The 21,097-nt window shown below is 66.9% G+C and carries 19 protein-coding genes; 8 read left to right on the top strand and 11 right to left on the bottom strand.

Annotated features, from left to right (window positions below; genetic code table 11):
• Positions 1-91 precede the first annotated feature (91 nt).
• Positions 92-1,282: a DUF6461 domain-containing protein gene (locus ACIBQ6_RS21575; protein WP_397213854.1), complete on the top strand. Its 1,191-nt coding sequence runs from the start codon at positions 92-94 to the stop codon at positions 1,280-1,282.
• An 18-nt stretch (positions 1,283-1,300) separates the two neighbouring features.
• On the opposite strand, the gene ACIBQ6_RS21570 is transcribed toward ACIBQ6_RS21575, so the two are convergent.
• The 3 genes from ACIBQ6_RS21570 to ACIBQ6_RS21560 form a co-directional block, all read right to left on the bottom strand.
• On the bottom strand, positions 1,301-1,831 hold the full coding sequence (locus ACIBQ6_RS21570) for a hypothetical protein (RefSeq protein WP_397213852.1): 531 nt from the start codon (positions 1,829-1,831) through the stop codon (positions 1,301-1,303).
• A 142-nt stretch (positions 1,832-1,973) separates the two neighbouring features.
• Positions 1,974-2,120: a hypothetical protein gene (locus ACIBQ6_RS21565; protein ID WP_358289887.1), complete on the bottom strand. Its 147-nt coding sequence runs from the start codon at positions 2,118-2,120 to the stop codon at positions 1,974-1,976.
• Between the two features lie 340 nt (positions 2,121-2,460).
• Positions 2,461-2,838, bottom strand: a complete 378-nt coding sequence (locus tag ACIBQ6_RS21560) for a hypothetical protein (protein WP_397213850.1) — start codon at positions 2,836-2,838, stop codon at positions 2,461-2,463.
• Between the two features lie 407 nt (positions 2,839-3,245).
• On the opposite strand from ACIBQ6_RS21560, the gene ACIBQ6_RS21555 reads away from it, so the two are divergent.
• Positions 3,246-3,962, top strand: a complete 717-nt coding sequence (locus ACIBQ6_RS21555; RefSeq protein ID WP_397213848.1) for a VOC family protein — start codon at positions 3,246-3,248, stop codon at positions 3,960-3,962.
• A 590-nt stretch (positions 3,963-4,552) separates the two neighbouring features.
• Here the strand turns inward: ACIBQ6_RS21555 and ACIBQ6_RS21550 are convergent.
• Entirely contained in the window at positions 4,553-5,149 is a 597-nt protein-coding gene (locus tag ACIBQ6_RS21550; protein ID WP_397213846.1) for a hypothetical protein, read from the bottom strand.
• Between the two features lie 423 nt (positions 5,150-5,572).
• Positions 5,573-6,775 carry a helix-turn-helix domain-containing protein gene (locus ACIBQ6_RS21545; protein ID WP_397213844.1) on the bottom strand — a complete coding sequence of 401 codons (1,203 nt, stop codon included), beginning with the start codon at positions 6,773-6,775 and terminating at the stop codon, positions 5,573-5,575.
• A 224-nt stretch (positions 6,776-6,999) separates the two neighbouring features.
• Between ACIBQ6_RS21545 and ACIBQ6_RS21540 the strand changes: the two genes are divergently transcribed.
• The 4 genes from ACIBQ6_RS21540 (at position 7,000) to ACIBQ6_RS21525 (ending at position 11,912) form a co-directional block, all read left to right on the top strand.
• Positions 7,000-8,517: a serine hydrolase domain-containing protein gene (locus ACIBQ6_RS21540; RefSeq protein ID WP_397213842.1), complete on the top strand. Its 1,518-nt coding sequence runs from the start codon at positions 7,000-7,002 to the stop codon at positions 8,515-8,517.
• Between the two features lie 34 nt (positions 8,518-8,551).
• The gene (locus ACIBQ6_RS21535) at positions 8,552-9,802 is read left to right on the top strand and encodes a serine hydrolase domain-containing protein (RefSeq protein WP_397213840.1); all 1,251 of its coding nucleotides are present in this window, start codon (positions 8,552-8,554) and stop codon (positions 9,800-9,802) included.
• Positions 9,803-9,949: 147 nt separating this feature from the next.
• A complete protein-coding gene (locus ACIBQ6_RS21530; RefSeq protein WP_358289915.1) occupies positions 9,950-10,750 on the top strand; it encodes a hypothetical protein in 801 nt (266 codons plus the stop codon).
• A 652-nt stretch (positions 10,751-11,402) separates the two neighbouring features.
• Entirely contained in the window at positions 11,403-11,912 is a 510-nt protein-coding gene (locus tag ACIBQ6_RS21525) for a hypothetical protein (protein WP_397213838.1), read from the top strand.
• Between the two features lie 193 nt (positions 11,913-12,105).
• Here the strand turns inward: ACIBQ6_RS21525 and ACIBQ6_RS21520 are convergent, their stop codons facing one another.
• On the bottom strand, positions 12,106-12,660 hold the full coding sequence (locus tag ACIBQ6_RS21520; RefSeq protein ID WP_397213836.1) for a hypothetical protein: 555 nt from the start codon (positions 12,658-12,660) through the stop codon (positions 12,106-12,108).
• Between the two features lie 642 nt (positions 12,661-13,302).
• Here ACIBQ6_RS21520 and ACIBQ6_RS21515 point away from each other — a divergent pair.
• Positions 13,303-13,848: a GNAT family N-acetyltransferase gene (locus ACIBQ6_RS21515; protein WP_397213834.1), complete on the top strand. Its 546-nt coding sequence runs from the start codon at positions 13,303-13,305 to the stop codon at positions 13,846-13,848.
• 882 nt (positions 13,849-14,730) lie between these two features.
• Here the strand turns inward: ACIBQ6_RS21515 and ACIBQ6_RS21510 are convergent.
• The 5 genes from ACIBQ6_RS21510 to ACIBQ6_RS21490 form a co-directional block, all read right to left on the bottom strand.
• Complete coding sequence (locus ACIBQ6_RS21510; protein ID WP_397213832.1) at positions 14,731-15,780, bottom strand: hypothetical protein; 1,050 nt, start codon at positions 15,778-15,780, stop codon at positions 14,731-14,733.
• Positions 15,777-16,262, bottom strand: a complete 486-nt coding sequence (locus ACIBQ6_RS21505; RefSeq protein WP_358289926.1) for a SigE family RNA polymerase sigma factor — start codon at positions 16,260-16,262, stop codon at positions 15,777-15,779. The genes ACIBQ6_RS21510 and ACIBQ6_RS21505 overlap by 4 nt, the downstream gene beginning before the upstream one ends.
• A gap of 1,079 nt (positions 16,263-17,341) precedes the next feature.
• On the bottom strand, positions 17,342-18,211 hold the full coding sequence (locus ACIBQ6_RS21500) for a hypothetical protein (protein WP_397213830.1): 870 nt from the start codon (positions 18,209-18,211) through the stop codon (positions 17,342-17,344).
• 325 nt (positions 18,212-18,536) lie between these two features.
• Entirely contained in the window at positions 18,537-18,935 is a 399-nt protein-coding gene (locus ACIBQ6_RS21495) for a plasmid replication, integration and excision activator (protein WP_397213828.1), read from the bottom strand.
• Positions 18,936-19,055: 120 nt separating this feature from the next.
• Positions 19,056-19,844, bottom strand: coding sequence for a GntR family transcriptional regulator (locus tag ACIBQ6_RS21490; RefSeq protein WP_397213826.1), 789 nt, complete (start codon positions 19,842-19,844; stop codon positions 19,056-19,058).
• A gap of 73 nt (positions 19,845-19,917) precedes the next feature.
• Here ACIBQ6_RS21490 and ACIBQ6_RS21485 point away from each other — a divergent pair, with 73 nt between their 5' ends.
• Positions 19,918-20,379 carry an NUDIX hydrolase gene (locus tag ACIBQ6_RS21485; protein WP_397213823.1) on the top strand — a complete coding sequence of 154 codons (462 nt, stop codon included), beginning with the start codon at positions 19,918-19,920 and terminating at the stop codon, positions 20,377-20,379.
• Positions 20,380-21,097: the final 718 nt, after the last annotated feature.

The following is a 21,097-nucleotide window of genomic DNA, read 5'->3' as shown; positions in this document are numbered from 1 at the left end:
TCGCCGGTGATCCCCGCGGGAATGTCAGATCCGCGTGCCACACTCCCCGTGATCACTCAGGAGGGAGAAACCGGTGCGCACAATCACGCCCGTGGATTACGCATGGGAGACCGACTGGCATTTGGAGATCTACACCGTCACCTTCGTCCGCGGCCTGGACGAGCGCGAGACACTCCGGCGGTTCGGCGTCGTCGACGCCAACATCCATGTCGTGGACGACGGGGAGGTCGCCGAGCGCATGGGGGTGAATGAAGGCTGCTGCGACATGGTGCTGGTGACCAGGGCCGGCGACTGGACCGTCGCGTTCGAATACGGCGGCTGGGAGGGAACCCGCCGCGAGACGCTGCGCGAGCTGACCCGCGACGGCGGCGAGGCCGTCTCCGTCATGCGCCACAATTACGCGGCATCGCACGACTTCGAACACGCCACGGACGGCCGGATCCGGACGGCATTCCGTCCGCAGACGCCCCAGGAGCGCTGGGGCAGCCACCCCGACGCGCTGAACGAGGACATGCGCGAGCTGGGCCTCGACCCCGAACCGGCGGACGAGTTCCAGTACCTCTCCGGCCGCGTTCCCGCGGCCCTCGCCCTGGCAAGCCGTATCTCAGGAGTGCTGTTCACCCCCGCACTGCTGAACGCGCCGCTGCTGGGCGGCGTCATCACCGACCGCGCTCCGAACGACCCTCCGCGAGGCGACCCGCTCGCCACGCACGCCCTGCGCGCCTTCGACCGGAAGCTCGCCGAGGCCATCGACCACGCCTCCCCCGGCCTCCAGCGGCGGGCCGCGGTCGCCGAGGCCCGCCGCCAGTGTGCACTGGTCGGCGTGGCCGACCACCCGGTGCTGGCCGCCGCGCTGGCGTCGGCCGAACGGGGCGAGACGGGGCCGGTCGAGTACGACTCCCCGCTCGCCGAGCTCATCCGCCGTCACGAGTCGGAGCTGACCGGCCATCCGATCGACGAGGCCACCGGCGAGTGGATGGCCGGCCCGTCCGCCGACCCGCACCGCTCCCCGGCCGACCGGCGCAACATCTTCGCCCTCGACAACGCGACCGGCATGCCGGCCTGCCCGAGTTGCCGGTGGCATCACCGTCCGGGCGAAGCGGAGCGGGAGGCGATCCGGCCGCGCTGGCAGGCGGCGTCGTCGGTACGCCACGCCCTGTCCCCGGACGCCAGGAGGGCCGCCTACAACACCCATTTCCTCCTGATTCACCAAGGTCAGCTCATGGCCGACCGCGACCACGCGACGTCCGTCGCCGCGACGCTGCGCGCCTCCTCGACGTAGCGGACGTCGATCTGCCGATCAGGAACCCGGGACGCCGCCGCCCGCCTCCGCACGCCGGACCAACGCCAAGAACGTGGCCAGTACCGCGCCCATCGAATAGTGCAGTATCGGCCCGAACCTGACGATGTCCCAGCCGCCGAACTCAAGCGTTTCCCGGCAATCGTCCAAGATGACCCGAACAGCGTAGGGAAGGCTGAACACCCCGGCGAAGACCACGAACAGCGCCACCGTCACCCATGCGGCGCATGCTCCCCACCCGCCACGAAGGGCGAGAGTCGCACACAGCCCCAGCGCCATCACGCCGGTGGGCCAGCCGGACAACTCCGCGGAGATGGTCCCCCAGTTGATCTCGACCAGCCAATCGAACTTGCCGGGTTTCCACGGCTCGGCACTCAAGGGGCAGGCATAGCCGTGCGCCGAGTAGGTCGGCCCGCCAGAAAGGCGCCACTGCAAGGTACGCAAAGCGGGAGCCGCCAGAGCCGCCAAGGTCAAAAGGGGCACTCCCCAGCGCGGGGGAATCGCCGATAACGGAAGCAAGACAGCCGCCATGTGGTCGCAGGAAAAGGGCGCCCAGCCTAGATCATTTCCCGTACGTATGTCAGCTGGCACCCACAATGGGCCAATGCGGGAACCGTGGGTGCATCTGGGCCGGCTGTGGACGAACGGCGATCCGTTTCTCGCTGTCGACGCTTCACTGCGCGGCGCCTGGCGCGGGTTCAGCGGCGACCAGTACGACCACATTGTGGATCTCGGCCCGGAAACCACCGGCATCCCGGTCGGAGCCGGCCGGGCGGTCCTCGTCGGCACCGAGGTACTTCTGGTGCTCGGACTTGATCACCGTTCGGGACGTGGGGTACGAGGGCATGGCGGCCGCGATTCGCGATCTGATCTCGTCTGGAGAGATCGACACAGCATGCGGCCCGCTCGGGCCTCTTACCGATGACACGAACGCGTGAACGCCCCGGCCCCGAGTGGAGCCGCGCGACGTGGATTTCTGCCCGGTTGACGGCACGCTCATGGCGCGTCAATCACAGCGACGAACACAGATTCGTTCTGTCGGTCCGCTGCTCTACGGTGTGCCGTTACGACGTCCTCTGTTGTGATCGGAGTGGTGATCATGGGGTTGAGACGCCTTCGGCGCCGTTCGATTTGGCGGCTGTCTTCCCTGAACTGGCAGGTCAGCACCAGACCACGGTTCGTCTGCATCCACGCCGGGGAGAGCCGGCCGTCACGGACAGCTCTCTGGGCGGGCGCGGCTTCCACTGCTCAGCCGGGGCCTTCGGATCGCGGACCACACCACCCTGGCTGAGCTCTATGTAAACGAGCCCATCAGGGATCGTTTTCCGCCCCTTGACGCCCTTGAGCGCTTCCGTGACACGCATCCGCAGGACGACGCGATGGTCCAGAGGACCGCCGGGATAAGTCTTCAGAACGGGGCCCTGCTGCCAGCCGTCGATTGTTCCGGCTGCCACGACGAGACGGTCCGTGGCGAGTTCTTCCGGCGTTCTGTACGGGTCGAAGTCGGCCTCGACCACGCGTAACAGCGACAGGTCCAAAGAGCCCTTCGCTTCAGAGCCGGGGGCTGCACCTGCTTCGGGCCCGCTTGTGTCGCGGGTGCGCCGCCGCTGGGCCCATCGCAGGCGGACAGGGCCACCGTGGCGGCGAGGGCGAGCGCGGGAAGGGTCTGCTTCCTCATCGTTGTCCTCCCTCGCGGTCAGGCCCGGGAACGGACGCAAGTCGGCGATGTTGGTGAGCATTGTAGGTGTGGATCCAGGACCCGCTGGGGTTGCCGGTCGGTGCCCAGGACTCGTCCATGGGCGGGGAGCAAAGCGGTGTACCGGTCGCGTCCCCCGTCCGGACCGCCTGCCACGAAACTCAGGTGCGGCGTCGCGTGGACGCCCTTTAGGCTGTGCCGGCGAAGCCCGACTTGTATCAATCTTGGTGAATCGGGGACGCGTGAGGTATGACGAGTCAATTGTTCGCGATCTGCTTCAATGCGATCCGTCCCTCGGACCTGGCGCGGTTCTGGTCGGGGGTTCTGGGCTGGAAGATGGCCGACGGCCCTGACGACGACGTCGCGATCCTGCCACCCGACCCTGCCGGCTTCCGCGTCCGCTTCCTGCCGAGCCTGGAACCGAAGATCGGCCAGAACCGGGCGCACTTCGACCTGACGAGCACCTCCCCGGACGATCAGCAGCAGACGGTGGCCAGAGCACTGAGACTCGGCGGTAAGCACATCGACGTGGGCCAACTCCCGGAAGAGGGACACGTGGTGCTCGCCGACCCGGAGGACAACGAGTTCTGCGTCATCGAGGCGGGCAACAAGTTCCTCGCCGACACCGGCGTCATCGGTGCACTGGCCTGCGACGGCACCCAGGAGGTCGGCTACTTCTGGAGCGAGGCGCTGCGGTGGCCACTGGTCTGGGACCAGGACCAGGAGACCGCGATCCAGTCGCCGAGCGGCGGCACGAAGATCACGTGGGGTGGTCCTCCGGTGGCGCCGAAGACGGGCACGAACAGATTGTGCTTCGAGCTCGTGACGCCCGCCGACGCCGACTGGGAGACGGAGGTCGATCGCCTGCTCTCGCTCGGGGCGACGCGTGCCGACGAGGGCGATGGCGGCCAGATCCTGATGTTCGACCCGGACGGCAACGAATTCTCCGTACGCGGCCCCCGGTAGCGCGGCTCTGCCCGTCCGGTCCGCGTTTTCGATGCATCGCACATTTCGTGCCAGTGCCGGCTTGCGGTCGTACGGACCGTGCTGCGCCAAGGCGGCGCCGGATGCCGCAGGTGGTGCGGCGCCCAACCGTCCTCGTACCCGCAATCGCCCTACGATCGGCCACGTATTGGGGGCGCTTACTCTGATGCGACTCTTGACCGGAACGGGGAGCAAATGATTTTAAGGGCATGCAGTCGGGTGTTGATGGGGATCGGGCTTGTGGTCCTTGTTCCCAGCATCCTCATGCAGTTGGGGGTGCAGGACAAGTGGATGCGCGCGAGGGTGGTTGAGCCGTCGGAAGCGAATGCGTCCTTCTGACACCGCTGGTGATCTCATGGATGGGTATCGCCCTGGGGATCGCGTGGGTGCTGGCGGCCATAACCTGCTATCTCATACCGAGATCCATGGCCTATCTGCAGCGAACGGAGGGCCGCCAAGGCGGTTCGGGTGCGGTCGTTTGACCTCCTCGCCACCTGATCACCCCGGAGCCGAAGTATCCTCACCGGAGGCGTGGGCTCAACGCTCACCAGCGCTGGAGTCGAGCCTGCCTTTCATGCCTCGTTCCAGTTGTCGAGAACGATGACGGGCGCCTCTTCCACATCCAGCCACTCGCATTCGATGCCCATGCCAGTGGACGCCTCGATGAAGGCGAACGCCGCGCTGCGCTTTCCTCGATAGTCCTCGGGGTCGAGGTTGTCGAGCATGGCGCGGAACTCGGCCAGGATGCCCGGATCACCCTTTTGGACGGTGTGCTCGGCGAAGATGAAGTCGCGCATCCATGCCCTGATCTTGCCGTCGGCCGCGTAGAGAATCGTGTATCCCCCGTTGAAGTGCCAGGTCGTCATCCACACGCGTGACTCTTTGCTGAGTTCAGTGAGGATGTGATCGGGCGTGGCGAAGCCATGGGAGAACTCCAGGAAACCCCAGGCTCCTTCGCCCTGGTAGACGAAGAGCACGGGCATGTCCTCCTCCCCTGCCTCCTCTGTGGGGTACTCCATGATGCGTTTCTCGGGATCACGGCCCCCGTTCAGCCGCCGCAGGAGATCGTCCACTGTGATCTCTTCATCGCGGGGTTGCACGACGGTCCAGCAGAGGGCCTCCTCAAAGTACTGCTGTTGGCTGAACAGATTGCGGTACCGATCGATCACGTGATGATTGTCGCGGAACCTGACAAGAGTGAAACAGCCCTCGTCTCCTCCAGAAACGCAGAAGAGGTCCGAATGGCCTCTGAGCTGCACTTACTGCTGATGGAAGATACAAGGTTCGACGTTGTCCCTCGGCCCTGCAATGTCGGTCCATCCCGCGTACATCCCGGATCATGCTCCGGCGTCACGCATTCTTCGTCCGCTCTTGCAGGCGTTTAAGGTGCCGGAAATACTGGCCACCTCGCGATCGGACTGCCCGGTCGATCAGTCGGACTTGTGGATCTGACGCATGCTCATAGATCTCGAACGGATCGCCGTCGCGGCTCGGCTTCGACGGTCACCCCACCACCGTGGACGAGCGGTCGAGCGAGGGATCGGTGATCTTCCAAGCGAGCAGCATGCCGCCACCCGGGCTGGAACAGCGTCCTACTTGGTCAGGGATTCGGCGACGAGTCGCCAGATGTCCGCGGCCAGGTCCATGTTGCCGCTCTGCTGGGCCTGCTCGGCGAGCTTGCGCAGCCCGGCGAGCGCCGCGTCCTGCTCGCCCTCCAGGAGCAGGACGCGGTTGCGCAGGACGTCGAGCCGCATCCGCTCCTGGTAGGTGAGCAGGTCGTCGAAGCCGGTCAGCCGGTCGAGGGCCGTGCGGGCCTCGTCGAGGTCGCCGGCGAGGACGGCGATCCGGGCGCGCACGGCCAGCAGTTGCTGCTCGATGGCGGGGGCGCCGGCGAACGGCATCGCGGCCTGGACTTCGGTGACACGCCGCCGGGCGGACTCCGTTCTGGGCGGATCGGCCCTGAGGTCGAGCCGGGCCGCGCCGAGGCGCAGGCGCATCCAGAGCGTCAGGTCGTCACGGCCGTCGAAGCCGTCGATGGCCTGGTTCATCAGCTCCGCGCCGGTGTCGAGGTCGCCCTGGCGGACCCGGATGTTGGCCACGGTCCACACGGCTTGCGCCCGCAGCGTTCCCGAGACCTGGTCCGCCAGCGTGAGCAGTTCGTCGGCATGCCGGGCGGCGTCGGGAAGCCGCCCGGCCTCGGCCAGCGCCGACACCAGGGCCAGCAGCGTGGAGGCGCGCACGCGGGCGGGCAGCGCTTCGCGTTCGGCCAGCTCGTAGGCGTGTGTCGCGGCATCGACGGCGCCGACGATCTCTCCGGTGCTGCGCATGCAGCGCGACAGTGCGGCCAGCACCCTGGACTGCAGCTCGGGCAGCCCGATCTGCGCGCTGAGCGTGGCCAGCTCGTCGAGGCAGGTGCGCTGCTCGGCGTACTCCTGACGCCACTGACGCCATTCGGCGACCTGCCAGAGGGCCTGCCAGCGCAGCAGAGGGTCCTCCCCGCGGGAGGTTTTCAGGGCGTCGCTGAGGGTCTGGCCGCCTTCGTCCTGGCTCAGGCCAGTGGCCAGGGTCAGGCTCTCGGCCAGGGAGGTGGCGGTGGACTGGGTGAGGGCGGCGGGGCTGATGCCGAGCTGGGCGGCCAGGTGCGTGATGGCCCGTTCGGTGGGCTGACGCGCCCCTGATTCCAGCCGGGACAGGTATCCGGTGGACATGCCCTCGCCCGCGAGGGCTGCGAGCGTCAGGCCGCGTTCGGTCCTCAGTTGCCTCAGTCGGCGGCCGAAGAGTGGTTGTTCGAGCATGTCCGAACTCCCGGGTAGCGGTTGACGTCGTCCGACGTCCGGAGGGTAGCTCACTTGCCTCCTTCTAGACAAGTTCTTGCCCAGCGCCAACGTCGGTGCCATGCGGCTTTGGCAATCAGTCTTGGCAACTACTTGCCAAGACTGTGGCAACAGCCGTAGCGTTCCTGTCGTCGCCAACGGACCTCGTCGCCGACAACCCAGAAGCAACCCGAAGGAGCACCGCCATGCCCATCGCCCTCACCGACCAGGACCAGCTCACCCTGCGCACCGCCGCCTGGGGCGCCGTCTCGCTGATGTCCGCCGCCGGTGCCGCCGGCTCGGCCCACAAGGCCGCCGCCGAGGGCTCCGTCGCCCTGACGTCCGCGACCGGCCTGGTCGGGCACGTCCTGGCGAAGGCGCCCAAGGGCGTGAAGTACGGCAGGACCGTGGCCGAACTCGCCGACCAGGTGCTGCCTGCCCTGAACGCCTCCATGAGCCTGCTCGCGAAGTCGGCGCCGGCCGAGGCCGACAACTTCCGCCGCACCGTCCTGGTCGCCGTCGAAGCGGCCACCCACGGGAGGCCCAGCCCCACCATGACCGAGATGGCCCGCAAGATCAGCGCAGCCCTCGACACCGCTCCGGCCACGCCCGAGGTGAGCGTGGCGAGCACCGTGGCCGTGCAGGATCGCCCGGAACTGCGGGAGGCCATGCAGGCGTACGTCGATTCCGGGGTGGCCACCGGAATGCAACTGCGAGTGAACGACGAGCGCGGCGAGTGGGTCGGCACCGCCGGGGCGCGCGAGCTGGGCTCGCCGGAGAAGCCGCCGGCGGACGGACGGTTCCGGGTCGGCAGCTCCACCAAGACGTTCGTCGCGACCGTGGTGCTGCAACTCGTGGCCGAGGGCAGGATCGGACTGGACAGCCCGGTGGACGGCTACCTGCCCGAGTTCGCGCTGGACAGCCGGATCACCGTACGGATGCTGCTGCAGCACACCAGCGGGATCTTCAACCACACCGGCGAGTACTACGAGGACGGGACGTTCGCGCCGGGAATCGCGTGGTCGGGCAAGGAATGGGTGGACGGCCGGTTCCACACCCACCAGCCCGAGGAGCTGGTCCGGCTGGCGCTGTCCAAGCCGGCGCGCTTCGAGCCGGGCACGGACTGGAGCTACTCCAACACCAACTACGTGCTGGCCAGGCTGCTGATCGAGCGGGTCACGGGCCGCTCGTTCGCCGAGGAACTGCGGCGGCTGATCCTGGGCCCGTTGGGACTGACGGGCACCGAGGCGCCGGGCACCTCGACGGAGATCACCGGCCCGCACGCCCACAGCTACTACCGGTACGAGGACGGCGGCCAGGAGCACACGGTGGACGTCACCAGCCAGAATCCTTCCTGGATCTCCGCCGGCGGCGACATGATCTCGACCACCCAGGACCTGCACACGTTCTTCTCCGCGCTGAACGGCGGCCGGCTGCTGCCCGCCGAACTGCTGACCGAGATGCGCAAGCCGGACCCGAAGATCGGCTACGGCCTGGGGATCTTCGAGCAGGACCTGGGCGAGAACGGCGGCACCGTCTACCACCACAACGGCGGCATGGCCGGCTCCGCGGCCCTGATGTACAGCACGCCCGACGGCCGCAAGACGATGACGGCCTCCGTGACCTACGTGGACGACGCCGCCCTGTCCAAGGCGGCGGCCTTCCAGCAGGCGACACAGCGGCTCATCGACGAGGTGTTCGGCGACGGCCGGCCCGCGAACTGAGAACAGCGACCAAGCCCCCAGAGACGAGGACATCATGAACACGACGATCAGCCGGCGCGCGGCCGTCGCGGCACTCGCAACGGCGGTGCTGGCGGGGGCCGCCACCCCCGCCATGGCCGCCGCCCCCGCCATGGCCGCCTCCAGCGCCAAGGCCGCCTCCAGCGCACAGGATCGCCCGGAGCTGCGCAAGGCGATGAACGCCTTCGTCGACGCCGGTTTCACCGGGATCCAGCTACGCGTGCGCGATCAGCAGGGCGACTGGGCCGCCGGCGCCGGGGTGCGCAAGCTGGGCTCGGCCGCCAAGCCCCCGGCCGACGGGAGCTTCTGGGCGGGCAGCATCACCAAGACCTTCACCGCGACCATGGTGCTGCAGCTCGTGGCCGAGGGCAGGATCGGGCTGGACAGTCCCGCCGCCGACTACCTGCCCGGCTACGGGCTGGACGAGCGGATCACCGTACGGATGCTGCTGCGGCACACCAGCGGGATCTTCAACTACACCGGCGAGTACAACCCCGACGGGACGATGGACGAACCGGGAATCCCCGCCAACGGCGACGAATGGGTGCCCAACCGGTTCAACAGCTACAAGCCCGAAGAACTGGTACGTCTGGCGCTGTCCAAGAAGCCGCGCTTCGAACCCGGGACGCAATGGAGCTACTCCAACACCAACTACACCGTGGCGCTGCTGCTGATCGAGAACGTCACCGGCCACTCCTACGCCACCGAGCTGAAGCGGCGCATCACCGGCCCGCTCGGACTGCGGGGCACCCTCGCGGCGGGCAACCGCACGACGGCACTGCCCGGCCCGCACACCCACGGCTACTACCAGTACAAGGACCGCGTGATCGACCTCTCCCACCAGAACCTGTCCCTGCTGACCGGCGCCGGTGACCTGATCTCCACCACCCAGGACCTGGCCACGTTCTTCTCCGCGCTGAACGGCGGCAAGCTCTTGCCCGCCCCGCTGCTGGCCGAGATGCGCACGGCGATCCCCACGTCGATCCCCAGGCAGGACTACGGCCTCGGCATCTGGGCGCAGGACCTGGGCCCCGGCTGCGGCACCGTCTACCAGCACAACGGCAGCCCGCCGCACGGCTACGGCGCGCTGATGTACAGCTCGCCCGACGGCAGCAAGACCCTGACCGCCTCGGTGACCTGGCTGGACTCGGCCACCAGAGGTTCGGCGAAGGACTTCCTGACGCTCGTGGACGCCCTCGTCAAGCAGGAGTTCTGCGACACACCGACCGGACAGACGCGGCCGGACAATCCTGGTTCCGCCTTCTGAGGACCCGGTGACCGCGGGGTGACGGGCCTCTTCCCGCTGGTGTGGCACAGGGCAGCCGAACACGGCGGCCGACCTGCTACACCGCCGAAGAGGCGTGATCATGACGAGATCTGCCGCTGCGAAGATCCCTGGCTCATGAGACGACGAATGGCCCTGGCGGTTCTCCTGGTGACCGCATCCACGGTGACTGCAGGGCCGGTCGTGCGGGCCGATGCCGTGTCGGACCCGGCCGACGCCATTCAGCGCCGGCTCGTGCCGGGCCATGGAGTGAAGATCGTCCAGCGTACCCGGGTGAACTGGTTCGGCAGTTGGTCCACCCACAAGCCGGTGCGCGGCGTCGTGGGGTTCGGCAAGGGCAAGATCGTGGCCACAGACCTGACGAACTACAACTTGGGACGCCACGGGATCCGCAACATCTGCATCGGAAAGCGCGGCTACCAGCTGTACGCCGAGCCCGACCCCGACCAGCCGCTGCCGCCGGGCAAGAGTTGGGTCACGTACGAGTGGCCCTGCCGGCTCGTTCTGAAGTCCGGCCACCATGTCAGCCTCAGCGACCCGGCCACCCTCAGAGCAGTGTTGGCCACCACCGCGCGCAAGCGGCCCGCCGGAGTCTACGACGGTGTGCGCACCACCCTCCACGAGGGCGCCATCACCTTCGCGCAACTCCACAAGGTCAACCCGGCCATGCGCATCGGCTTCCGCAGCAAGCCCACCGGCGAGTACGCCTCCTGGAAGGTGTCCTGGCGGTTGTGGATCGGCCGTGACCAACTCGTCCGCAGGGCGTGGAGCGCGTGGCGCGAACCGAACGACAGCCGCGACAAGTCCGCCACAGAGAACCCGTACTACGCCTTCGAAGAGGATCTCCGGTTGTCGAACTGGGGGATGAAGGCAGACATACAGCCCCCGCCCGCGGATGAGACCGTTTCGTCGGAGGAGTTGGACGACTGACCCGAACGCCACGCCGGCCGCTTGACCGCTTCGCCGTCGTCCCACCCGCCAGGGAAGCGGGCCGAGGGCCTGGGGTGAAGGTGGAGCCCCCAACCGAAGGCACGCCTTGATCTGCGCGATGCCTTCAGGCGCTTCTACGTCCGGTGCGACGTCGCGGGTCTATGGCATGCGAGGCCGCTGCCGAAGCTCACGGCCGGCGAGGTCGCCTGCGGCGTCCTGCGGGAGCCGGTCGCCGACTCGCCCCTGCAACTCGCCTACAAGTGCGCCTGGCAGCGGAGCCGTCGGAAGGTCTACCGGTACGTGAGGCAGTACCACGCAGGGGAACCGGAGCATGACCCAGCCTCCTGACGAGCCCGTACCTGAATGGGAGCCGTACCTGCACCCTTCCGAAGGACCGCATCCGGATCACGGAGACCTCATGTTGCGGAGCTCTTGAGTGAGCCTGCCAGGACGGCCAACTTCTGATCCTCCGGCGCACCTCTACAGGCCAGTACGAGGGGACGCCCAAGTCGAACCCACGACGAACTTCGCCGCCGGCTCGCCGATCAGGAGCTGGATCAGCTACCCGGCCGAGGCTGCGTGACGGGCCACTAGTCAGTCAATTCCCGAAGGCCAGCGGCTGGCGGAGTCTTGCTCATGCTCCACTGGTGAGATGGGAAGCGCTTTAGCAAGTCTGATCGCGATCGCTGGCACGCTGTTGGGTGCTTCGGCCGCCCATGTTTTTCAACTGCGTACCGCTCGGCAGACGAGGCGGCATGCGTGGGATGAGCGCCTGTGGCAGGAACGGTTGACGACTTACGGTACGTTCGCCGATGCCCTGACGTCGTATCGCTACAGCCAGAACGATCGATGGCATCGGCACAGGGAGGATCCCGACGGGCCGATCGATGTGGCGGCACGTGACATCTCGTTCGCCCGGCGAGCGAGCGCCAAGTCTGCACTCTTCAGACTCCAGCTCGTCACAGCAGACCCGACGCTGAATCACCTAGCTACCGAGGCACTAGATGCCGCGTGGAAAATCTATTCTTCCGAAGACCAGGTGGAGCTGAAGGCTCGCCGTGACCAAGCACTCAGGGCTCTGGAAGAGTTCATGAACGCAGCCTCGCAACAGGTGCTGGAGGTCGCGCGTGGGCAAGTCCAGCGGGCGAGCCTTGACCTGTGACCGACGAGGCCATGCCTGGTATCCGGGGCACGTTCGGCAGACGTTCGTTAGATGAACGAGCCATGATCACAAAGGGGCAGACGCTACAAAGATGTGAGCCCTGTTCCGTTACCAGCAAGTAGCCGGAGCGGCGGGTCGGCGGGCGCGCCGCCACCACGCGAGCGCCCAGTGGGCCCTCTCCGTGGCGAATCGGTCAGTAGTACGTGACCACGGCGTACTGGTACTCGGTGTCGCCGTTCTCATCGCCGAAGTGCTTGCGTCCCGTCATGATCTCGCCGGGGTTCGCCTTCGACTCGTGCGACTCCTCGGTGTAGGTCTCCGACCAGCGCTTGTTGACCAGCGTCACGGGCCTGCCCAGATACGTGAGCATGGCGAAGTAGGCCACGCTGATGCCGTTCTCGTCCCCGTCGTGCTCGCGGCCGACCATGGCGTTGCTCTCAGGAGCCTCGAACCACGAGTAGGTCTCGGGGTCGACCAGCTGGTAGTGGTTCGTGGACACGGCGACCTGTGTCCTGTCGATCCAGATCTTGCCGCACCAGTACGTCGTGGAGCCGTTCTCGTCCCCATGGTGCGCCCGGCCGATCAACACCTCGTTCTCGGGGCAGAAGAAGCTGCTGTCGTTCTCCTTGACGGTTGCTGAGTACCCCTGGACGATCGAGACGACCGGCTTCGCGGCGGCGGGGCCCGCGGGAGTCAGGGTCAGAGCCAGGACGGCGGACGCCGCAGTGGCGAGCACCTTCTTGTACACGGTTTACGTCCCTCGAATCGGTCGCTCGTGCCGGCGTTTCCGGCACGACGAACACGGTGGCGCACGCCATTGCAGTCACACTTGGAAGTGACTTGTGACAAGGGCTCCGCAGTCGAGTTCGTGGAAATGCTCGTGGTACCAGGCCCTCCGCTCGGATCCGTGCCACCAGCCGCAAAGTAGCTGTGAGTAACCGGAGGCTGCCGGACGGCTTGACGTAAGAGCTGTTAGCGAGCAACGCGACCTGCGGAAACATCCCCGCCGTGTTATCGCGATGGCGAGCGCCGGACTCATCCCCGAACGCCCGGACCGAAACTCACGGCTGGGCACCGCAGCCGTCACCCTCCTGTGGCCTGCGCAACGTTCTACTGCGGCTCGTTGCACGGACCCGAGCGGAGGGCATGGAGGAACCGCTCCAGCTCCGCCTGCGACGGAGCACCCGAGAAGCGGCCGTACGCGGCCGCCTCACTAACACTCAAGAACTCAGCGGGCATGGACGCCGAAGGTAGGGCAAGCCCGGTAAGCAGGACGAGCGGAAGATCAAATAGTTGGCTGTGGCCATCCGCTAACGGGACTCTTCGTACGGATGCTCGTCGTGCCCCGTCTCCGTCCGAGGTTGACCAGCCTTGGGTTAGGTTGGTCGGGATGAGGACATATGAGGACCTTCCGGCGGAGCTGGTGACGGAGCGGCTGCGGTTGCGACGGTGGGTGCCATCGGATGCAGAGCAGTTCCGCGGGTTGTGGTTCGAGCGGGACCCGCGAGTGCCGGCGGCCCGGCGGATCGACGCCGAGGGACGGCCGACGGTCGAGGACGTCCGCGGCTGGCTCGTTGACAATCCGCTGACGGCGGCTCCTGGGCTCGGGTTGCTGGCCATAGAGCTGCGCGACACCGGTGAGTTCATCGGGTATTGCGGATTGACCGTCGGCCAGGGATCGTTCGACGAACCCGAGATCGCGTACGAGCTGGCACAACGAGCTCACGGCCATGGTTATGCGACAGAAGCCGCCCGTGCGGTCTTGGAAGCCGCGATTCGAACAGGGCGTCGCCGCCTCTGGGCCACTGTGCGGGAGTGGAACACCCCCTCGTTCCGCGTCCTTGAGAAGCTCGGCTTCCACCGAAGCGACCGCATCGACGAGGACGTCGAACACGGCAACTCGATCTGGATGACGCGCGTACTCGACCCGCGATAGAGACGCGAGCATCAGCCACCAGATCACGCAGCTCGCGCAGGTGGCCGCCGCCGAAGGCCTCGACGGGACGCAAGGGGTGGGAGTTGCCGGACGGTCATTCGGTGCGGCCGCGCATCATCTCGACCAGCCAGGCCCGATCGGCGGCCGCCTTCACCGCCCCGACAGGGTCGGCGCGGTCGAGCGCCGAACAGGACCGCCTGGACGCACGCACCCCGGCCCCGAACGCCACACGGCCCTCAGGCGGCCTCAGCGCCCCCCACCCCTTACCTCCGGCGATGAGGCCAGCACGGCCACATCCACCCCCAGGGCCGCTACGGAACCCGAAAAGATCTTCCAGCGCGAGATCATCGACCGGCACCAGCTGCTCGCGCAGACGAACCCGGAAACGTCGGAGGCCGGTGGCCAGGACATCGCCGACCCTCAAGGTCTTCCATGAAGCCAGAGCACGAGCGTTCGAACCGTCCGAAGCCTGGTCGCCCCTCATGGAGGTCCCCTACGCCTTACGTCATGCCGCCGTCTCCACATGGCTCAACGCTGGCGTGCCGAGCGCCCCAGGTAGCCGAATGGGCAGGACACGGCGATGACGTTCTTCTACGCGTCCACGCCAAATGCATCCACGCACAGCAGAGCGAGGCCATCCGCCGCATCTGGACAGGAGGTCATCGGTCAGGCGTGGCCTCCAGGCGGAGGTAGTCATCAGCACGCACTCCGAGATCGTTCTATCGGAGTGTTTCATCCGTCCACCTTTTGCACCGACCCATGAAACGGCATTCGCCTTCGACGCGTCTCGCCACGAACGCTGCTCATTGGGTGGTCTGCCTGTGAAACAAGCTCGAACGGCCCTCGGTCAGAGCGTGATGACAAGTAGCTACGTCGGGCTCCCTACGGCTGGGCAATGGCGGCCAGGTTCACCACGCGAACACCGCCGCCCTGCGTCCAGAAGATGACACCGCTGCCTGAGGACCACTGCCTGCCCCCCGACGGCAGTCGAGCGCCGTCAAAGGTCACGGTTGTCCGCGTGCGGGCGTCGTAGATCTCGCCGAAGCCAGTAAAGAACCGATCCTGATACGGGTAGCCGCGCAGCCCTTGGTGGACGTGGTTCCAGCTGCCGTCAGTGCGCTGGACGACGGTGTCGTCTCTGCGTGTCCCGGTACACCAGGTCGGCCCGCAGCGCAGGCCCTCGACACCTGACGCGGGGCGGATCTGGATGGTCATTCCCGTCTGCAGGTTGACGACTTTGGTCGGATTGGTACGCATGTCCAGAGGCTCATCCGTCGCCCATGGCCACTCCACGAGTTGCAGGCCCTTGGACCCGGATACCCGTTCGGGGACTCCACGGCCGATCCTCATCCGCCAGACCCCGTCGAGCGGCGCCGACCAGATGACGTCCTGGCCGGCGAGTGCCAGGCGATCGACGTTCTCCGCCGGAACTGGTCCGACCTTGCTCGTCTGTCCACCGGCCCGCAGAGGGGCGATCCAGACGTGCCCGTCGGCGAGCCAGGCCACCCGCTCACGGTCGACGGCCAGATACCGCGGCGCCTGCCTGGGAGCGGCGACCGTTCGTGAACTCCTGGAGGCGGCGTCGTAGACGTCGAGCCTTCCCTGCTCGTTCCAGACCAGCACTTCGGTGGCGCTGATCGCCGCCAGCGGTCGGGAGCGATCGGGCATGGTGAACACCGCCTGTGGCCACATCCGCTCGACCGCGTTGCGCGCCGGCCCCGGCCCAGCCGGATCCACCACAAGCTGCGGTACGGGCCAGGCGGTCGTCACGCCCCAGGCCAGGGCCGCCGCGCAGACCACCGCGAGCGCGCCGCGGGTCCGCCGGCGCGCCCGCTTCCGCCGCATGGCCAGTACGCCGGGCAGCACGTCCAGGTTCTCGGCCCGGTCGGCGATGGTGCGCAACGCCTGGGCCAGCTTCTCCTCGGTTGTCATCTCCACCTCCCCGTGAGTGCGTCCGCGCGGACGCGGAGTGTGGCCAGGGCGCGTGAGACCTGGCTGCGTACGGTCGCCTGCGAGATGCCGAGCCTGGCCGCGATCTCCTCGTCGGCGAGATCCTCGTAGTAGCGCAGGACCAGCACCGCGCGCTGTCTGGCCGGTAAGGCCCGCAGGCGCTGCCAGATCTCGCCGAGCTCGTGTTCGTCCTCGTGGACCGGGGCGGGAACCTCCTCCGTGAGGTGCTCCAGCCGTCGCCTGCGCCACCAGCTCACATGCTGCCGGGCCATGATCGTCCGTACGTACCCCTCGGGGTCGTCCTTGTTGCGTACACGCCGCCATGAGGAGCTCAGTTTGAGCAGAGCCTCCTGGACCAGGTCGGCCGCGTCGTCGGCGCTGCCGGTCAGCACCAGGCCGTAGCGCAGCAGCGCATGGCTCCTGGCACGGACGAACTCCTCGAACTCCACCTTCCAGGGACGCATGAGCCGACGTCCTCGTTGCAAAAACCTTTCACGCCGAGCCCGCACTGATCATGCGATGGCAGGCCGAGCTGATACGCCTGCATGCCATCGGGAACTTTCACCACCGAGTGGCCTGTACGCCCCCACCAGGGCGGGCGTGCAGACCACTTCGGAAACTGACACTGGTGCGGCATTCCCACCAGCTGCTCTTCGCCGGCGGAGGAACAACTCGCGCCCTTGCCCACATCGCCGGTTCCAGTCATCAGCAACGACGCAACCTTCTGGATGTACAAGATCCCGGAGGCAACCAGCGAGGGCGTCACCGCGCTCATCGCTGGACACCGCCGGTACTACGCCGACGCTCCCAACGAACGCGGACGGGTGGCAGTACCTGTGCACAGGGCTGATCGACCGGCGCCGGTATCTCGACGGCTCCATATGACCGGGCAGGGCCTTGGCTCAGGGCGCCAGCATGGACATCACCTCGGGCGGCAGGGCCGGATTGGCGGCCGCGGCTTCCACCACCTGCCAGTCGTCATCGGTGAGCAGCTCGACGATGGCCTGGGGCGGCAGGGCCCGGTGACCGGCGGCGAGGGGTCTGGCCTGCCGATCCGACAAGCAGACCAATAGCGCCGCAGCCGTCGCGTTGGGGTGCCGGGCGATCTCCCGCAGTGCCTTGCGCACCGGCGGCCCGTGCCGAGCCAGGTCCTCCAGCAACGCCGGTGAGGCCTCCGGGTTCTTCGCCACTTTGGCCATGACCCGTACCCCGTGCCGCCGCACCATGGCATGCAGCCGCGCGTCGGACAGTCCCGGGTGCGGAGCGATGGACTTGACCACCTTGGCGTCGAGATCGGCGGCCAGCCCATCGCGGATCTCAGGCGGCAGGTCACGTCGTTCGGCCAGCAACATCCGCATGACCGGATGTGGTGAGGCGGCCAGCTCCTCGATCTCGGCGCGCGAGGTGGTAGCGATCCTCGGCAGCAGGGTGGAACCGATTCTTGTGTCGTTGGCCAGACGGGTGAGCACCTCGAGCGGCACTCGCGGGTTGAAGGCGAGGCCGCGCCGCACGTCGGGGTCGGCGTCGGCGGCCAGCGCGCGGATCAGGTCGTCGCCGATCGCGGGATTGGCGGCCAGGGCAGCGCGGACACCGGGTTCCGGGCTGGCAGCGAGACGTTCGTAGACTGCCGCAGGCAGATCGGGGCGGACCGCCAGTGGCCAGCGCAGCAACATCGAAGGATGATCGGCAAAGCCGCGACGGCCGCGGTGGGCGTAGCCGGGTTCCACAGGGCATTCACGCGCGTCTGGTGAACGGTGGACTCATGAGAGCCGTCGCATGCGGCGGCTGGCGGCAGGTCGCAGTCGAGCCTGGGGCAATCCGGATCGTGGTAGAACGGCGTCTCCTCCCGGTCACAGACCAGACACCGCCTTGCCGGCGGCAGCCCCTCGCCGTTGACCAGCGCGGCCAGCACCGCTGGCGGCGCCGCCTCGTTGACGGCCACCGCGCAGCGGACCTCGGCATGGGGATGTGCCGCGAGCCGGGCCGCCATGTCCGCAGTCGCCTGCAATGCCAGCTCCGCGACAACCCGTGCCTCCGGATCGACGGCGAGGATCTCCTGCGCCTCGGCGGGGAGACCGGGACAGGCGGCCAACCGTTCCCGGCGTTCGATGATCGGATCCGCCGCCAGCAGGCGCGCCCAGGCCGGGCGACCGGCGCCCTCGGTGAGCAGGGCCAGGGCGGCGAACGGCTGTGCGCCAGGATCGACGTCATCAGCCGTCAGCAACCCCCGCTCCGCGAGCCGCCCAGCGCTCTGTTCGACGCGGGAGACCAGCGCGATCGCCTGCGCGTGGGTGAGGTCCTCCCGCTCGGACAGACTCACGGCGATGTCCTCGTCGGCAACCACGATCAGCCGGTCGACCAGATCGGGCAGAAGGGCTGGATTGGTAGCGAGGCCGCATAGGACAGAGTTCACAGGAGCATCCTGCCTGGGCCGTGATCACATGGCTCGTGATTGTCTCCGTGACGGCGAGGTCTTACCTCCCGGCCGTCGCCTTGTTGTGCACGAGACTTCGGTCACCCGTGCAGACGACTTCGGAAATCGACACACAGATGGTGATCCCGATTTCGTCCTTTTGGGCTTCGAGAACGTTGCAGGAACATTGGCATGGAGTAGCCCGGTCCATCGCGGCTCACGAGCGAGAGCGTGCCTCTGGCCGCCCTGCTCAGGTCATCACAAGGACGAGGTCACGACGCGTTCACGTGCAGCGCCGTCCGCTGCCAGGACTTGTTGCGCGCCATCACGCACCGTCCTTGTGCACCGGAGCCGGAGCGGACTTGACGCCGTTCGGCTTGACGATCGCGGACGCCCGGTAGGAGTAGGCCAGCCGCCTGGTCTTCTCGTTCAGGTACGGGGTCACCGTCATCTCGGTGAACTCGACCGGCTCGAACATCTGGCCCGTGGGGGGAACCGGCTGCACGTCGGCCAGGATCTTCACGGCCACCTCACGCGAACGCGCGCCCAGCTCGGGGTCCATGTCCATGACCCGGCACGTCCAGACCCGCCCGCCCGTGACCTTGTCCTTCGACGGGGAACGCTTACCCGACTTCTCGTCGTAGTCCTCACCCTGGGCGATCGAACCCGGCACCAGCACACAGCCGGCCGGGAACACGTCCTCGAAACGGACCTTGAACCGCATCCCTCCAGGAAGAGCCATTGCCCTGCCTCCCTTCGTATGGAAGATCTCCAATAGGCGTCTACTCGACTAGAGGAGTTTTGCCTACTTCCTTTGTACTCCTCTAGACGAGTTTGTAAACCCCTATCTGGCAGGGAGTTCGTACGACAATACGTAGGCGTCGCTCGACATCACCGTGTCGCACACCTCTACCGGCGTGCCGTCCGTCGCATAAGCCGTACGGACCAGGTGAAACACTGGAACGCCTGGAGCGAGCTTGAGCGCTCGAACCTCATCCCGCAGCGGCATCCGCGACTTGATGTCCTCTACGAAGCGATCGAGCCGGTAGCCCTTCTCCTCGATCCGCGCATAGATCCCGCCCGGCCCACTGTCCGGGTGCATGATCTGGGTGCCCTTGGCGATCTCCGCAGGGATGTACGAGATCGCTGTCTCTACCGGTTGCCCGTTGATCAAGTAGCGGCGAGATCGTCGGACTACTCGATCCTTGGCACCGAGCTTCAAGCGTTCAGCTACATCCGGCGAAGGCTTCACTTCCGTGATCTCTATGGAATCCACCGACGGCTTGCCGCCTGCGCCCTCCGTCTCAGCAATGAACGCCGCCTTGCCTTGCTCTCGGTGACGGCGGGCGAATCGGTCGGAAGCCAGTCGGCGCACGGGAGGATGTGAGCGGACGAAAACGCCGCGCCCATGCTCGGCTACCGTCAGACCCTCGCTCTGAAGCACTTGGAGCGCGTTGCGGATGGTCATACGCGCGACGCCGTAGTGTCGCATGAGTCGGGCTTCTGAGGGCACCTTGTCACCTTCAGCGAGTTGACCGCGCTCGATCGCCTCTCGCAGGTGATCGGCGATCTGACGGAAGACGGCCCGGTCGCTGATCGGGTCCAGGTCCGGCAAAGTCAGCGATTCGGCCACCGGCCAACTCCTCAACTCGTACATACGTGTACTACAGTCGAGATTACCGTCTACTGGTGCGGAGGACACTCCTATGACCCACCCAAACAGCCACTCTGTCAGTGTCGCGGGTGTGATCATTGATGACCAGGGACGCGCGCTCCTCACCCAGCGCCGGGACAACGGCCACTGGGAAGCGCCGGGTGGGGTGCTGGAGCCGGACGAGGACATCACGACCGGACTTCTCCGGGAGGTCAAGGAAGAGACCGGCCTCCAGGTCGAGCCCATCGCCCTGACTGGTGTCTACAAGAACATGGCCAGAGGCATTGTCGCCCTGGTCTTCCGATGCAAGATCATTGGAGGTCGGCTCACTGAGACCGACGAGACCCGCGCCTTCCGCTGGGTCTCAGCGAACGATGTTCGAGAACTGGCATCCGAGGCGTTCGCCATCCGCGTTCTTGACGCCCTGCAGCACGGCCACGCGCCGGCCGTACGGCAGCACGACGGAACGCATTTGATCAACAGCGTTGCTCAGCTCAACCCGACCCCCCGCTAATCTGCGCCCACCCCAGCAGGGATGCACAGACCACTGTCACGAGAGGTGCCGCCACTTTCCGGCCGCCGATCGAGACCCGAAGGTCGTTCGTTCGTTCATCACGCACCACCTTGCCCTTCTTGTCTCGCGAACTGACGTTCTTCCGCGTGTACGAGATTTCCGGGAAGGCCATGCAGAGGATCGCTACGAAGATTGTCATCAGCTCGGGAGTCGAGTTCAGCCCAGCACCGCCTAATGATCAGGATACGCCGTTTCTGGGGGAATCGCTGCCGAATTGCCATTGTGAGGATCAAGGCGGCGGCGCAGCCGCCGCACCCGCGCGGCCATCCCCGCGCGAGCGTGCGGCCTGGGGGCCGGTCTCGCGCGGGAGCCGCGCGGGGATCGGGTCAGCGGATCACTTCTTGCCCCACGAAGCCAGCGCTCGAACGACCGCAGGAACGTCCTTCGAGTCGGCTCGTTTCAGCGCCAGCACTCCGAGAATGAGCTGAGCCGCCTTCGCGGCAACAAGGGGGCTCGCCGTGGCTACAAGAGGAACCCACCAGTACTCAGCTACTTGACCCAGCAATCCGGGCAGCATGAACTACACCTTTCGAGAGGCGTAGTTCCCCGAGATCAAGTTGAGCGACGCTGAAGCGCTCGGCACACCGGGGTTCTACCGCATGGATCAGCCGTGAAGTAAGCGTGCGATCAGAATACGTCAAACCATGCCTCCGGCGGG

The sequence above is a fragment of the Nonomuraea sp. NPDC049655 genome, assembly GCF_044465465.1.
In the GTDB taxonomy this organism is placed as follows: domain Bacteria; phylum Actinomycetota; class Actinomycetes; order Streptosporangiales; family Streptosporangiaceae; genus Nonomuraea.
Note: the sequence above shows the minus strand (reverse complement) of the source record. Positions and strands in the feature narration are given on the sequence as shown.